This window comes from Bradyrhizobium sp. URHD0069 (genome assembly GCF_000701345.1).
Lineage (GTDB): Bacteria > Pseudomonadota > Alphaproteobacteria > Rhizobiales > Xanthobacteraceae > Bradyrhizobium.
Map to the genome: position 1 here is coordinate 186,500 of NZ_JNIJ01000011.1, position 12,998 is coordinate 199,497.

The window sequence follows — 12,998 nt, forward strand, 5'->3', positions numbered from 1 at the left end:
GTTCAAACTCACTGGCAGTGTCGTTCATATCACGCCCTTCAGCGCGCGGTGCGGTGCCAAGATTCAATTCGTCTTCGATGGCGCGACTTGGGCATCCGAAGATTATCAGTCAAACCGACAGCCCTGCATCAATGCCCCGCGTCGATTGTTGAAATTAAGGCACTCATCGCGGTTAATGCGGCTACATCGGAACATACTTGCCTTCGGAGTGTTGGTTTCAGGAGGAACCGGTGACCACCTGATTCCAATCTCATGGAGAAGATCATGAAAAAGACAATTCTGTTTGTCGCCGCTGGTGTCATGTTTGCGACGGGCGCATCGGCAGCGCCGCTTCTCAATCAGGGAAGCGCAATCTCACAACCGACTACCTTGGAAAACGTCCGACTGGTGTGCAGAGAAGATGGCCGTTGTTATCGGAGTGGTGGGCGACGCTACGTTGAACGACGGTACTCCGGCGACTCTTCGTATGCTGGCCAACGCCGTACATATGTGGAACCCGGCTATGGCTACAGCGATCCGGGCTACTACAGCAGCGGTCCCGGTTATTACGATGGCGGCCCCAGCATCGGATTTAGCTTCGTGTCAGGCCGCTGGTAAACAAAAAGGAATACGACTTCCGAAAGGCCCGGCGCAAGTCGGGCCTTTTTGGGGTCGGTCTTAGCGGCAGCATTTCGGAGCGAATTAGAAGCGGTGGGCAAGGACCGTTCGCTATTACGTATGCCAATCCAGCCCAATTTTGCTTCCCAAATACAAACCCCTGCCGGTTTGAGCCGACAGGGGTAGCCGTCGAACTTGATTTCGCGAAGCCACTGCTCACCCTTGGGAGCTTTAGACCGAAGAGTAGCAAGTTGAGGCTTGATGAATCCCGGCATCTCCGAAGGCTTTGCACCTTCGATCGCAGCTCAACCGCGATGGCTGTCGTTCCTTGAGCGCTTAGGCTCAAGCCCCACAGACCAAGTTCGAGTTTATCCACGGCACAGCTCTCCTTAAAGAAAGGTTCAGAGCTGTTTTTCCGGGGGACTTAGATTCATCGCCGGTTTTGAGAGCGGCGTAAAGAGCAAAGTCTCTCCACGTAACCGCGTGACATCATTGGCCTATTCATACACTATTCAAGCCTGCCGCATCGGTGCGGCGAGTTTACGGAGAATAGCACAGACCTACCCGGAAAGCCTTCAGAATCCACTTCAGCCATGCCGCCCGCTTGGGGACTCATCCGTACCTCAGAATATCGGCTTGCTTATCGGACGGCATATTCCCGTACGGCGATACTTCATCCCACCCGTTTTCTTGCCTGAGGCGTTCCTGCCGGTGAAGGATGTTGTTTGCATGAAGAAGTTGTACTCGCCTGTCTCCCTGGAAATATAAGCCTTCACGTCCCGATGTTCGCTACCAGCATCGATGGTGCTCGGATAGATCGCCGTGCCGGTACAGGCGATAGTGCCACTCTTTAGTTCGCAGCCGTTGGTGGTCAAAAATATCGAGTCGATGTCCGAAAGTTCTCCGTCCTTAAGCCGGAGTGTGATTGCGAATTTGTTCTGCAGGACATCCGGCTTTGCGCCCTCCATGACGACTGTAAGCTGCCTTCGCATTTCAGGAGGAGATTTTTCGGTAGTTCATCAGCCGCGCAGGCCGTCCACAGGCTGACATAAGCAATCGCTACCTGCCAACTTCTCATCATTAGCCCCCCAAGACGCTGCAGAACGCGATTTAGCCATGCTGCCCGCTTAGGTGCCATACCCACTTCCATAAAGTCATCTGGCTCGAAGCCGATCGACTTCCAGAAAAGCTTTAAAAGTATTTCCTGGGTCGGTAAGTGCGCTGACTTGACTTGGAAACAGAGGCTCGCCCATCTCAATGATGGCTTGCCGCAGCTCCAGACGCAACTCACGAGCCGCGGCGTTTCCTTGGGGTAATGAACAGATCAATTTCATCTGCGATCTTTGCAGCGCACTTGGCCGGGTCATTTGAAATTTCGGCGCCGGTGAACCGCAAAAGCCGGTAACGGCCAGCGGTCAATGCTTTCTCAAACTGCTTTTCTTTAATGGCCTGTTCGGCAGACATCTCATGGAAGTCGTGCCCGTCACATTCAATTGCCAACTTGAGTATTCTATTTGCGGCCCTCTGACGCGGATTGCGAGGGCAATCGCGTACGGTCCCACTTTCCTCTTGGGCTGTATTTGCACAATCGGGCTATCAGCGGTCTCCTTCCAGGCAAAGACGACATCCTGATTGCCATCGAATTCCCAACCGTAACCGCAATTGATGGCACGAAGGGCGACCGCCATCGCATACTCAATTTCGCTGTGAAAACATTTTGCAGAATCGAACCACGAAAGGTCGAGCGCGGTCTCCGCACTACGTTGGCCGAAATCCTCGGCTGTTTCTTCCAAGAGGCGGTCGAGTTTTTTTGACATCCCAGCTCCCTAATCTACCGTCCATCCCTGTTATTCGGCAGGGCGGCTTCGGCTTGCCAGCAGCTATGGAGGGAGCTTTACGCCGCCATGGACTTCCGGGTGGCGTCGTTCTGCCGGGTTTACATATGCCTCGCATTTTCAACCGGTACATAACTGCGGATGATCATCGCGCCCCGTTCTTTTTCAGCCGCTGTCGTGTGACCGTCACCTCAATACTCTCCCGCGTCTTACGCTCGGGATCGTACATGGATTCGCTGCCGGCAAACATCGTGAGACCGTATCGGGCGCCAGACATGGCGTGGTTGGCGCACTTGGGATCCACTTCAAACGTATAAAGATGATGGTGGGGATCGCTGGGACGGTGGTGACGATGCCAAGATACGCGCAGGCTTCGCCGCCTTTTTCCCGGCGCCGCGCTTCCCTTCGATTGGCAGCAGCATCTCCTTCTGACCGGCAGAGACCGTGCGTGCTTCGGCATTTATAGACACGCCAATCCTTCAATTTACTCCCTCAAAGTCAAAATATGGCTCAACACAGCCACGGAATGACTTATGGGCCGCAGAACTTCTATTGTGCGACATATGGTGGCGCGGACATAGCCGACCTTAAACCCCTAGCTCAGCCAGAACGCTGATAGCACCGGTGCTCGCCGGGTCTTTTCGAACTCAGTTGACTGAGGAGCGTGGTAATAGCGCGGCATGAACACCCGCAGATAGCTCTGGCGCAGTTCGACACCCTCGCGTTTGGCCAGTTCGGCCAGCTTCTCGATTGCGCGGTGGGTGAGCCGGGCGTCGGTCGGATGCGCGATCGCTTTCTCCTGCACGGTGGTGTCCACCACGACCCGCTCGAGATCTTTGGTCTGGATCGCCCCGCTCCGGTGCGCCACCGCGAGGCTCTCTTGCAACAGCGCAGCGATCTGCTCCTCACCCAGCCGCTGGCGCCAGCGGGTCAGCGACGAGCGGTCAAACGGCAGCTCATGCCGGAACACCACTTCGCCGCAGAAATACTGGAAATACGGGTTCTCCACCCAGCGGTCGCACAGCGCCTCGTCAGAGAGATTGTGCATGTGTTTGAGGATGAACAGCCCGGCCACCAGCCGCGTTGGCAGCGGCGGCTGCCCCGGCCCTACGCGACAGACCGAACCGAAGCGCTTCGCCAGAAAATCCCAATTAATCTCCGCCGCGAGCCGCACCAGCGGATGGCGAAGGTTGATGATCGCCTCCAGCGACGAGCGAAACAAGTCGTCCTGGCGGTCGTCGCGCGGGTGGCTCATGGTTCCCCCACAGCGAATCTTGCCGCCATAAGGAATCACAAACCGCCCAAATCGGGAATCCCAAAACGCAAGGAAAGCGCAATGAACATGGGGCTTTCTTGCAAAATAGAATGCTTGTTCCGATCAAATCACAGCGATCAATAAATGCCTTCCGAATACTTCACGGGCGACGCCTTAAGAGTTACTGGCATTACGACCAATGCCGGTATGGCAAGGGCAAGGGCTCCTGCTCCGAGCCGGAGCATATCGGCGCCTGTCCCGTGCCCACCCACCGGCTCCGCAACGGCCGGTTGAACCAAACGGCCTATAGCTTTTATCTGTTCACCCGCGATATCGCCGAGAACGATCTCGTGGGCTGGATCGACCACCAGCTGTCCCGTGTCGCCACCAAAGCATCCGACCTGTCACGCGAGGTAGAGCTGCAGGAAGCTTTGATCGGACCGTTGCGCCACGTCTATGGCGTCTCCGACAAGACCCTGATCTTCTCCCATTCGGTAGGCGCTCTTTCAAATAATATCCTATGCAAACAGAAGCCCAATTAGCGTCGCGCAAACGCCAATCACCGTGCGCGAACTCGCAAGATGTGCTTTGATAGGGTACGTTGATCGCTTTGACTGTCGCTCCGCTTCGACATCATCTACATATCAGGCGATGCAATGATGTGCCGTTATCTGCGATGCCCGAGACTGATACCGAGGTTGCGTGCCTTCTGACGCAACGAACCTTCTGTTCTCTTGGTCAGCTTCATAATGTTGGCTAGTGGCGTTCTAGCTTTTGAATGTGCTCGTAGTTCCTTCACGTCAGCTTTGGTGTATTCTCGTCGAACAATTTTCTTTGCTTTCTTGGCCACTTCGATCTCCATTCGATTCACTACGGCCTTCTAGCACGATTGCTTCTATAGGCAACTTACGGTTCGCAGATCGGTTATTCCGGATGCAGAATCAATCATCCATTCGAATCGTTACCAGCTTGTAGGTCGCAGTAACTAATTAAAGCATCTCAAACGCCGATCAGGTTTCTGACGTCCTGACTCATCGCACCGCGAAAAGCAGTGAAAGAACCGTCTTACCTCAACGTCATCCGTTGGCTTGGTCGACTTGACCACGAACCCCGAAATGTTGGGGGATCTTAAGCCGGACGGTCCACTTGGGATTCCGGTGGTCGGCCCTCTTGTAGAGCACGGCTCGCCGTCGCCCCAGAGGTCCCAGGAAATCTTTATAGTGGGCATGGGACCTGGACAAACGGCCCGATCGGATCTGGGTTCAAGTAAATCCGGAGTAAATTGAGAGGGGTAGAAAGGACAGGGCTGGCTTGGAATATTTTACGCGGAATGAACTCGCAGCCACCAACGATGCTGTGAGCGACCGATCAGGAGCAGTTAATGAAGTCTCGAAATACCCAACCGGTCGGCTCATCGTCTGTGCCTCTCTTAAGAAATACCCAAGACCGTTGGTTTTGATCAAAAGCTTGATCAACTACAGTAACGAGCATCCGGTTCGGAAGAGTGTCTATAATCTTGCCGTTCGGACTGGTTCGGACGTTGAGGGGACTACCGGTAGGATCCATTACGCGGCACCGGCTTTCAGCCAAAGCCGTTGAAGCATCGCACAATAAGACTATAAACATAACAATGCTCGCGGTTCTCAACTTTATCTCCATCTCTCAATGTCTCCATGCCGAGGACAGCATCGGCTTCGGCTTGACTAGCGTATCGCGCCACCAATGATGCCGCCTATCATCTGTAGCATCATCTGCTGCGCGCGTTGTTGATTGAGCTGTTGGTTTTGAAACTGCTCCGTTTTAGCAGCTTCCAGTTCGAGAGCCTTTGCTGCTCCCGCATGACCCAATTCAGCAGCCTTTCGCCACAACGCGAGCTTCATGTCATAAGAATTCGGTGGATTAAAGTATTGGCGGTCGATCATCTCGGCGAGACTGACCATGGAATTCCCATCGCCTAGCTGAGAACCGATCTTGAAGTACTGGACAGCGCTAGCAGGATCCTTCTTGTCGTAGAGGTACATCCATCCGAGGTTATCGAAGGCTGCTGGATATCGCTGGTGAACCAGAGAAGTTTCGATCTCAAATGCTTTTTTTCGATCGCGGAGCTGCAATGCGCGACCCAGCTGATACTGGTATCGGAGTTCTGAGGGGAATTGCTGAACGGCGCGTGTGCAGGCATCGATCGCTTCGTCGGCCTGAGTCCTCAGGATATCAAACGAAACACCGTCGCCTACTTTCCGGGCATCGGTCGGGTTGCCAGCCAGACGATCGCAGTCATTTCCCGACCGAACTTGTTGTTGATTTGCTTTTTCAGCGGCTTGTTTTGCCTCAACGTCCGCTTGCGCCTTTTGACGGGCTTGTCGGTCACGTTCGTCAGCCTCAGCTTTTGCCTTGGCCTCGAGATCTTTCTTCAGTTGCTGAGCGTCAGATAACTCTCGTTGCCAACGATTGAACACGTCGCGATTGACGATCTGAAGCTGATCACCATTACGGGGGTGAAAGCCCTTGTTGTCGTAGAATTCCCACTCTCCTTGATCGCTGCGCCAATACCAGACTTTCGGCTGCCCTGTGATCGGATCGAAGAACACAGCAGTTTCGGGATTTTGAATGCGCTTCGGTGGAATTCTGTGCGCCTCTTGTAAGCGGAACTGTTCATCTGAAGTCCACTCGTCGGCGACCTGCCGGGTTACCGGTACCAATTCTTCGCCGGTTCTTGGATTAAACCCCATCAGATCAAAGAGTTCGATGCTATGTGGAGAATTACCCTTCGTGAACCAAACGATCGGTTCTCCCGTAAGTGTGCTGAAGAATACTACCGGGAGGCCAGTGATCTGCGCTGGTCTCTTGCCCCTCTGATACTCTCTGACCTTTTCCGCCATTTCGGGCGTCAGCAACCGGCAGTTGAGACCGGTCTGTGGATCGATGCCTACGCGGTTCAGAACCTTGATCTCATTGCGACTCACCACATAGCATTTGGTCATCAAGTTATCAGATCTGGACAGGACGAGAGAATGACCGACCAGCAGCGCCAGGAAACCCAGCGCTCCGATCACTCGTCTCCGTTTGTTGAAAGAAAAAGCATAGCCAGCGAAGAAGATGATGGCTGCAAAGCTTAGCCATACCAAAGCGTCAGCTAAATGCTGGTCGAGATCGAAGGAGTTCGCAATCTGCTCAACGTATGACCGGGCAAGGAAATAATAAATCGCCTGATTAAATAACCAAAAAAGCACGGCTCCAAGGAGCAGCACGCTGAAGATAGTAAACAGGGTTCGTACTGTGGGGCTAAATTTCCCAAGCGCGTCGGTAACTCGCTGGCGCACGCTCTGAATATCCAAAATCATCTTACCGCCTATTGTGAAAAAAATGATGCCCAACCAACTTGCAACCGGTCTCGTTTTCGGCCCAAATTGGCAGAGTTCGGGGTAGACGGGAAGATCGGAATTTTGACATCTTTAACGCGAGCAAGGCAGAACGGGCCCGAGGCCGGCGAGTCTGAGAGGAAGAAAAAGCAGAGGCGGAAAGGACACAGCGGCATTGGGCCGGAAAACTAGGTGTTTGGATCGGCTTTGTTTTGACAATTGGACCCGGCGGATACTTAATCGCGACGCTAGGGGGCATTGGCCCCGCTTCGCGAAAGAAGCCGCGAGGGTCCGATCCCGCCAATGCCCGTCCTCGCCTACGGGAGTCGCGCTCATGACCCTGCAACAGGCAAGGATCTGCATCGGGTGCTGGCAGCAGATGCACCTGCCGGTACCACTACGCGGGGTGCTTTCGGTCCCATTTCGCGCCGTCGGCATTCGTCCGAGCAAGATGAACCCCAACACCTGCACGGTCTGCGAGCTGATGTTCACCAGGGTGATGAGGGCCCGCAAGATCACCATCGACGCGACCATCCTGTTCGCGGACCTCCGAGGCTACACCACTCTCTCGCAGTCGCTTTCGGCTGATGCCATCTCAGGACTGCTCGACGCATTCTACGACGAATGTGCCGGCGCCATTTGGCAATATGACGGGCTTCTCAACAAGACCATTGGGGACGCGGTGATGGCTGTCTTCAATTTTCCGATTCAAAGCGAGGATCATGCGAAACACGCGGTGCGCGCGGCGCGAGAGATCCTGAAGCGTTGGCGTATCGAGCGCGAGACGCTCGTCGAACGATTCGGCCTCGCGGGCTCCGATCTGGGCGTAGGCATTGGCGTCAGCTCGGGAGAACTCAGCTTCGGGGAGTTCGGCCGGTCGCATCGCGACCTGACGGCGATCGGAACCGTGGTCAACACCGCTTCCCGGGCCCAATCCGCCGCCGGCTCCGACCAGATTCTGGTCACCCAGGACGTCTACCAGCGCGCCCAATCGGACCTCGCGGGCAGCCAGGCAAAGACCTACCAGCTGAAGGGATTCCAGGAACCGATCGAGCTCTATGCGGCTTGAATACAAGGGCTATCGTCCGGCTGTTAGGTGGGGATCAGTGGGGAAGTCGGTTGTTGATGCTGTGGACGGCTCCTCCACCGGCACGTGAGTGCCACGGATGTGGGGGCTGTTGAGGCTCCCACGATTCAGAGGAGCTAACCATGCAGACGATCACAACAATCGGTCTCGACATAGCCAAATCAGTTTTCCAGGTTCACGGCGTTGACGCTGGTGGCCAGGTGGTCATCCGCCGCCAATTAAAGCGCCGCCACGTCCTGGCATTGTTCGAGAAGCTACCGCCGTGCCTAGTTGGCATCGAGGCTTGTGCCTCCTCACATCATTGGTCGCGCGAACTTCAGACGCTTGGCCATACCGTGCGATTGATGCCACCAGCCTACGTAAGACCTTACGTCAAGCGTCAGAAGAATGATGCAGCTGACGCAGAGGCAATTTGCGAAGCGGTCACCAGAGCCAACATGCGGTTTGTGCCAACCAAGACGCCTGAGCAGCAGAGCTGCCTGATGCTTCACCGCACACGCCATCTGTTCATCCGCCAGCAGACCGCGGTGATCAATTCGATCCGCGCGCACCTCGCCGAGTTCGGCATTATCGCGCCAGTCGGGCGCAAAGGGGTTACGGAACTGCTGCATGTTGTGGCGGACCCGAACGACAAGCGGGTGCCAGAGGTTGCTCGCGCGTGCCTTACCGCGCTCGGTGCTCAACTGCTCAGCCTCAAGGAGCAGATTTTGGAGTTCGACCGGTTGATCATGGCCTGGCACCGATCTAACCAAACGAGCAAGCGCCTTCATTACATTCCCGGGGTCGGTCCGATGCTGGCGACCGCTCTGGTCGCAAGTGTTGTTGACCCCAGGACCTTCCGATCAGGGCGTAACTTCTCGGCCTGGATTGGGCTCGTACCGAAGCAACACTCGAGTGGTGGTAAGGACAGGCTCGGCAGCATCAGCAAACAGGGTGATCGTTATCTGCGCAGCCTGTTCGTCGCCGGGGCACTCGCCGTCATTCGCTACGCCAAGATCCACGGAACGGGGCATAGGCCCTGGCTCACGACGTTGTTGGCACGGCGTCCGACCAAGGTCGCCGCTATCGCACTTGCCAACAAGATTGCGCGAATGGCCTGGGCCATGATGGCCAAGGGCGAGCGCTACAAGCAACCCGTCGCGCTGGCGGCGTAAACGAGATCGCGCCGGTCAATCGGCGTGAGGTGAAGGTTGGGAGGGCGAACAGCACGTAATGCAGAGCCGGTCGATCCGGCGATCAGGACAACCCACTTGTGCCAGCGCATTGTCGAATGCGGGGTTTTGACCGGGACCTGATCCGCGGAGGGCATTATGGCCAGCGGTCATGTGAACCGCACCTACAGGCCGAACACATGGCTGCACCGACCAAGCCTGCGACGTGAAGATTTCTCTTGCCAATCCGGAGCCGTCCACACATGGCATAATGCGCTGATGCTGGATCGGGCGAATGCGAGTTCTGGATCCCACACAGGGATTGCACGGAGCTGACCCGATTTGAGCTCCGTAATCATGGCCAATGCGGGCATAAAGGCGATGAACTGACCAGTCGCCGCCAGGGTGTTGGTCAATTCCAGCGAGTTTGTCGTCACAAGCACCTGTGGACTGAGTCCGCGTTTCGCAATGGTCCGCTCGAAGAACTGTCGAAGGCCGAAGCTGTGGTCGGGAAGGGCGAGAGGCTGTTTGCAGATGTCAGTAAGGCTGAGATGATCGCGATCTGCGTATTCGTGTGTGGGCGCCACTAGGCAAGAGATAGGTTCACGGAATTCCGCAATTACCTCGATCTCCGGTCGCGAAGAGGCATTGAACGTGATGCCGATATCAGCCTCGTCCTCCAACAAAGCTTCAACGATACGGTCCGTTGAAGCCGTCTGAACCTTGAACGATACAGTGGGATGATGAGGGTGAAAGTCCGCCAAGATGTCCGGAAGCAAGCCCGTGACAAATCCTTCGATGACCCAGATGCTGACTTCGCCGCGTCGGAGGCCGCGAAGGTCGTCGATCCCGGAGCGAGCGCGGTCAAGATCGCGGAAAATGCGGTGGCTCTGCCGGGCCAAGACTTCGCCAGCCGCAGTGAGTTGAACGCCGCCTTTGGACCGTTCGAAAAGCACCGCGTCGAGTTCGTTCTCGAGTTGGGCGATCTGCCTGCTCACCGCCGATGGCGCCACGTGCAGCCGATCGGCAGCCTTCCGAATGGAACCCAACTTTGCGACTGCGTTGAAATATCTGAGCGTTAAAAAGCGCACGGCCCCTCGGATGATGTGCTAACTTAGCTTTGCACAGCTAGTTTGCCAACCTCCAAAGTATCCCTCGTGCATCAGAGGCGCTGGAGCCAGCCGTCTCCGCAAGGCTGGACACGACGTTGTCATTACCAAATCGCCGACGGAGTTGTTCGGATGTCTGGACTGGCACCAAACCGTGCTGGAGCACGAGCTGTCGCGTATTCACGGCGCTCTAGAGACCACTCATTCCGAGCAGGTCTCAGCGGCGTGGCTGGCCGCCATCATCCGCGGGAAAAAAAATCGAGGATTCTGATTATTTTAGCGCCCGATACCAGCTTCTGCAGGCTCAGGCAGAGTTTTGGGACGCGTGGACGAACGTCGATTTCCTCATTGCCCCTGCCGCGCCGGACACCGCACTGGAAGGGCAGCAGACTGGCGATCCGCGTTACATCATTCCGTTTACGGCTTTGGGCGGGCCCATCGCCACCTTGCCCGTCGGCTTGGCGCCATCAGGCTTACCCCTTGGTCTTATGCTCTGCGGCAAACCGGGCAGCGATGTGGCACGGCTCGCCGACGCGCTGCAATTGGCCAAAGCCATCGAGATGCCACGCCTTCAGAACGCTAGTGGCTTGTCCTCAAGGCCGTCGAAGCAAAAGCTTCGATAACGGTCATACGAGGGAAAAACTCTCGCCGATGGAATGGTCGAGGCCGCTGGCATGATGAGCTGATGGCGCAACCAGGCCGCTACTCAGAACTCTTCGAATTGCAAGCTGCTGGCTATCGATAGTTCCCTCTCTACGCTGCCGATGCCAATCGGATGACTCGAGCTAAAGGCCAGGCGTTGTTGCGGAAATCGAAGGTTATTGAATTTCCAGGGGCGTTGCCACTCGAACTTCGAGCTACCGCCTCCAGGTCATGTGGCGTCGTTGATGTTAGGTGGAGCCGTGCGAGGGCACACTTCAGCAAGGAAATGCGCAAGCGTGCCGGCGAGCGCGCCCCTCCTTCAGTCCATAATGAGCTTTGTCCTCGCTTTTCCCGCCACACAGGCCCGCGTTCCAAGGACAGACAAATGTTTCGAAATCGCCGGCTGCAACTTCATCTCTGCGAAACGCTCAACCATCTCGCCTGCGGTCATATCTCGAGCGTTTTCCACGCACGCTAAACGGACCAAGGAATCGAATACGTTTTCAGGTTCGTGAAGCTCTTCATTGCTTCTTGCACGCCTTCTTTATATCCAAGGCCCGAATCTTTGATACCGCCAAATGGCGACATTTCGATGCGAAATCCGGGAACTTCCCAAACGTTCACTGTGCCGACCTCGAGCTCATTCACAAAACGTGTGATGTAGTCGAGGCGGTTAGTGCAGACACCTGACGAAAGTCCGAAGGCCGTAGAGTTTGAGATCTTGATAACACTCTCAATGTCATTAGGGGTCCTGACGATCGGGATCACGGGGCCAAAGGTTTCCTGCAAGATCAATTCGCATGTATGCGGAACATGGTCGACGACCGTCGGAGGATAGAGCGCCCCTTCGCGGTTATTCCCGTGAAGCAGGCGAGCACCGTCTTGTACGGCAGCCTCGACACGACGCTCGAACTCTTTTGCAGCGTCTTCATGAATGACGGTTCCAATATCCACCGAGGGATCCATCGGATCACCGCATTTGAGCTTTTTGGCTCGTTTGAGCACCTGCTCCACAAATCGGTCCGCGACCGCTTCCACGCAAAGGATGCGCTTGACCGCCGTACAGCGCTGGCCAGAATTCTTGGTGGCGCCAAGCACCGCCAGCTCCGCCGCCTTTTCGAGGTCGGCATCTTCCATGACGATCAGCGGGTCGTTTCCGCCGAGTTCGAGAACCAGACGCTTGTAACCGGCTTTTGCGGCAATATGTTTTCCCACGCGCACTGAGCCGGTGAAGGTAATCAGGTCGGCATCGGGATCCGTGATCATCGCATCTCCCATGGAATGAGGATTTCCGGTCACGATCGACAACATTTCCGGGGGCAAACCCGCCTCATAGAGCACATCGGCGAGTGCCAATGCGGTCAATGGCGCGAGCTCGGTCGGCTTCAAGACGATCCGGTTGTTGGTAGCGATAGCCGGTGCGATTTTGTGGCTCACCATATTCAGAGGATGATTGAAGGGCGTGATCGCCGAAATCGTCCCCAGCAGCGGTGTGCGCATCGTAAAGATCTTGCGCGCCCTGCCCTGAGGACTGATATCGCACGAAAAGATTTCGCCATCGTCCTTGATCGTCAGCTGGCCCGCGAAGGAATAAACATCGCATGCACGCCCGACCTCGTAGGTTGAGTCTTTCCAGCAGAGGCCCGTTTCCGACGAAATCAGGCCAGCAAACTCTTCCTTACGAAGCGCGAGAATCTCCGAGGTCTTGAGCAAAATCTGTTGGCGCTCATAGCGGGTGAGTTTGGATTTAAACGCCTTGGCCTTCGCGAACGCAGCGCGCACGTGTTCGGGACGTGCGGTGGAAACTGTTCCGACCAGTTTGTTGGTATAGGGGTTGTAGACGTCAATACGTTCTTCGGTCTCAACGCGGGCGCCCGCGATTCGCATCGCCTCGTGACGAATTACCTGAGACTGTACATTCATTGAATACGCCTGCTCACGCGCGCCGATTGCCAGATTCGAT

General features: G+C 55.8%; 12 protein-coding genes and 1 pseudogene. 5 read left to right on the forward strand and 8 right to left on the reverse strand.

The features are described 5' to 3' along the window. The first annotated feature begins 264 nt into the window (after nucleotides 1–264). Nucleotides 265–597 (forward strand): hypothetical protein, encoded by a 333-nt coding sequence (locus N554_RS35500; protein ID WP_029582722.1) that lies wholly within the window; start codon nucleotides 265–267, stop codon nucleotides 595–597. 623 nt (nucleotides 598–1,220) lie between these two features. Here N554_RS35500 and N554_RS0106410 read toward each other — a convergent pair. From N554_RS0106410 to N554_RS0106425, 4 genes and pseudogenes are all read right to left on the reverse strand, one after another. Then, nucleotides 1,221–1,565, reverse strand: coding sequence for a hypothetical protein (locus N554_RS0106410; protein ID WP_156041812.1), 345 nt, complete (start codon nucleotides 1,563–1,565; stop codon nucleotides 1,221–1,223). A 186-nt stretch (nucleotides 1,566–1,751) separates the two neighbouring features. Beyond that, nucleotides 1,752–1,964 carry a hypothetical protein gene (locus N554_RS40820; RefSeq protein ID WP_197033437.1) on the reverse strand — a complete coding sequence of 71 codons (213 nt, stop codon included), beginning with the start codon at nucleotides 1,962–1,964 and terminating at the stop codon, nucleotides 1,752–1,754. A 48-nt stretch (nucleotides 1,965–2,012) separates the two neighbouring features. Then, nucleotides 2,013–2,414 (reverse strand): hypothetical protein, encoded by a 402-nt coding sequence (locus tag N554_RS39640; RefSeq protein ID WP_156041814.1) that lies wholly within the window; start codon nucleotides 2,412–2,414, stop codon nucleotides 2,013–2,015. 643 nt (nucleotides 2,415–3,057) lie between these two features. Next, nucleotides 3,058–3,687: pseudogene (locus N554_RS0106425) on the reverse strand (IS5/IS1182 family transposase); the annotation flags it as partial. A 110-nt stretch (nucleotides 3,688–3,797) separates the two neighbouring features. Here N554_RS0106425 and N554_RS0106430 point away from each other — a divergent pair. Continuing rightward, a complete protein-coding gene (locus N554_RS0106430) occupies nucleotides 3,798–4,229 on the forward strand; it encodes a hypothetical protein (protein WP_029582726.1) in 432 nt (143 codons plus the stop codon). A gap of 125 nt (nucleotides 4,230–4,354) precedes the next feature. Here N554_RS0106430 and N554_RS37950 read toward each other — a convergent pair whose 3' ends face one another. Both N554_RS37950 and N554_RS0106435 read right to left on the reverse strand, forming a co-directional pair. After that, nucleotides 4,355–4,537 (reverse strand): hypothetical protein, encoded by a 183-nt coding sequence (locus tag N554_RS37950; protein ID WP_371259460.1) that lies wholly within the window; start codon nucleotides 4,535–4,537, stop codon nucleotides 4,355–4,357. An 853-nt stretch (nucleotides 4,538–5,390) separates the two neighbouring features. Beyond that, nucleotides 5,391–7,028, reverse strand: a complete 1,638-nt coding sequence (locus tag N554_RS0106435; protein WP_156041815.1) for a tetratricopeptide repeat protein — start codon at nucleotides 7,026–7,028, stop codon at nucleotides 5,391–5,393. Nucleotides 7,029–7,386: 358 nt separating this feature from the next. Here N554_RS0106435 and N554_RS0106440 point away from each other — a divergent pair, with 358 nt between their 5' ends. Further along, a complete protein-coding gene (locus tag N554_RS0106440; RefSeq protein WP_029582728.1) occupies nucleotides 7,387–8,115 on the forward strand; it encodes an adenylate/guanylate cyclase domain-containing protein in 729 nt (242 codons plus the stop codon). A 140-nt stretch (nucleotides 8,116–8,255) separates the two neighbouring features. Next, nucleotides 8,256–9,287, forward strand: coding sequence for an IS110 family RNA-guided transposase (locus N554_RS0106445; protein ID WP_029582729.1), 1,032 nt, complete (start codon nucleotides 8,256–8,258; stop codon nucleotides 9,285–9,287). A 182-nt stretch (nucleotides 9,288–9,469) separates the two neighbouring features. On the opposite strand, the gene N554_RS0106450 is transcribed toward N554_RS0106445, so the two are convergent. Further along, entirely contained in the window at nucleotides 9,470–10,375 is a 906-nt protein-coding gene (locus tag N554_RS0106450; protein ID WP_081851133.1) for a LysR family transcriptional regulator, read from the reverse strand. Between the two features lie 314 nt (nucleotides 10,376–10,689). Between N554_RS0106450 and N554_RS41770 the strand changes: the two genes are divergently transcribed. Further along, nucleotides 10,690–11,016: an amidase family protein gene (locus N554_RS41770; RefSeq protein WP_245283540.1), complete on the forward strand. Its 327-nt coding sequence runs from the start codon at nucleotides 10,690–10,692 to the stop codon at nucleotides 11,014–11,016. A 493-nt stretch (nucleotides 11,017–11,509) separates the two neighbouring features. On the opposite strand, the gene phnY is transcribed toward N554_RS41770, so the two are convergent. Further along, complete coding sequence (gene phnY, locus N554_RS0106465; RefSeq protein ID WP_029582731.1) at nucleotides 11,510–12,958, reverse strand: phosphonoacetaldehyde dehydrogenase; 1,449 nt, start codon at nucleotides 12,956–12,958, stop codon at nucleotides 11,510–11,512. Nucleotides 12,959–12,998 lie beyond the last annotated feature (40 nt).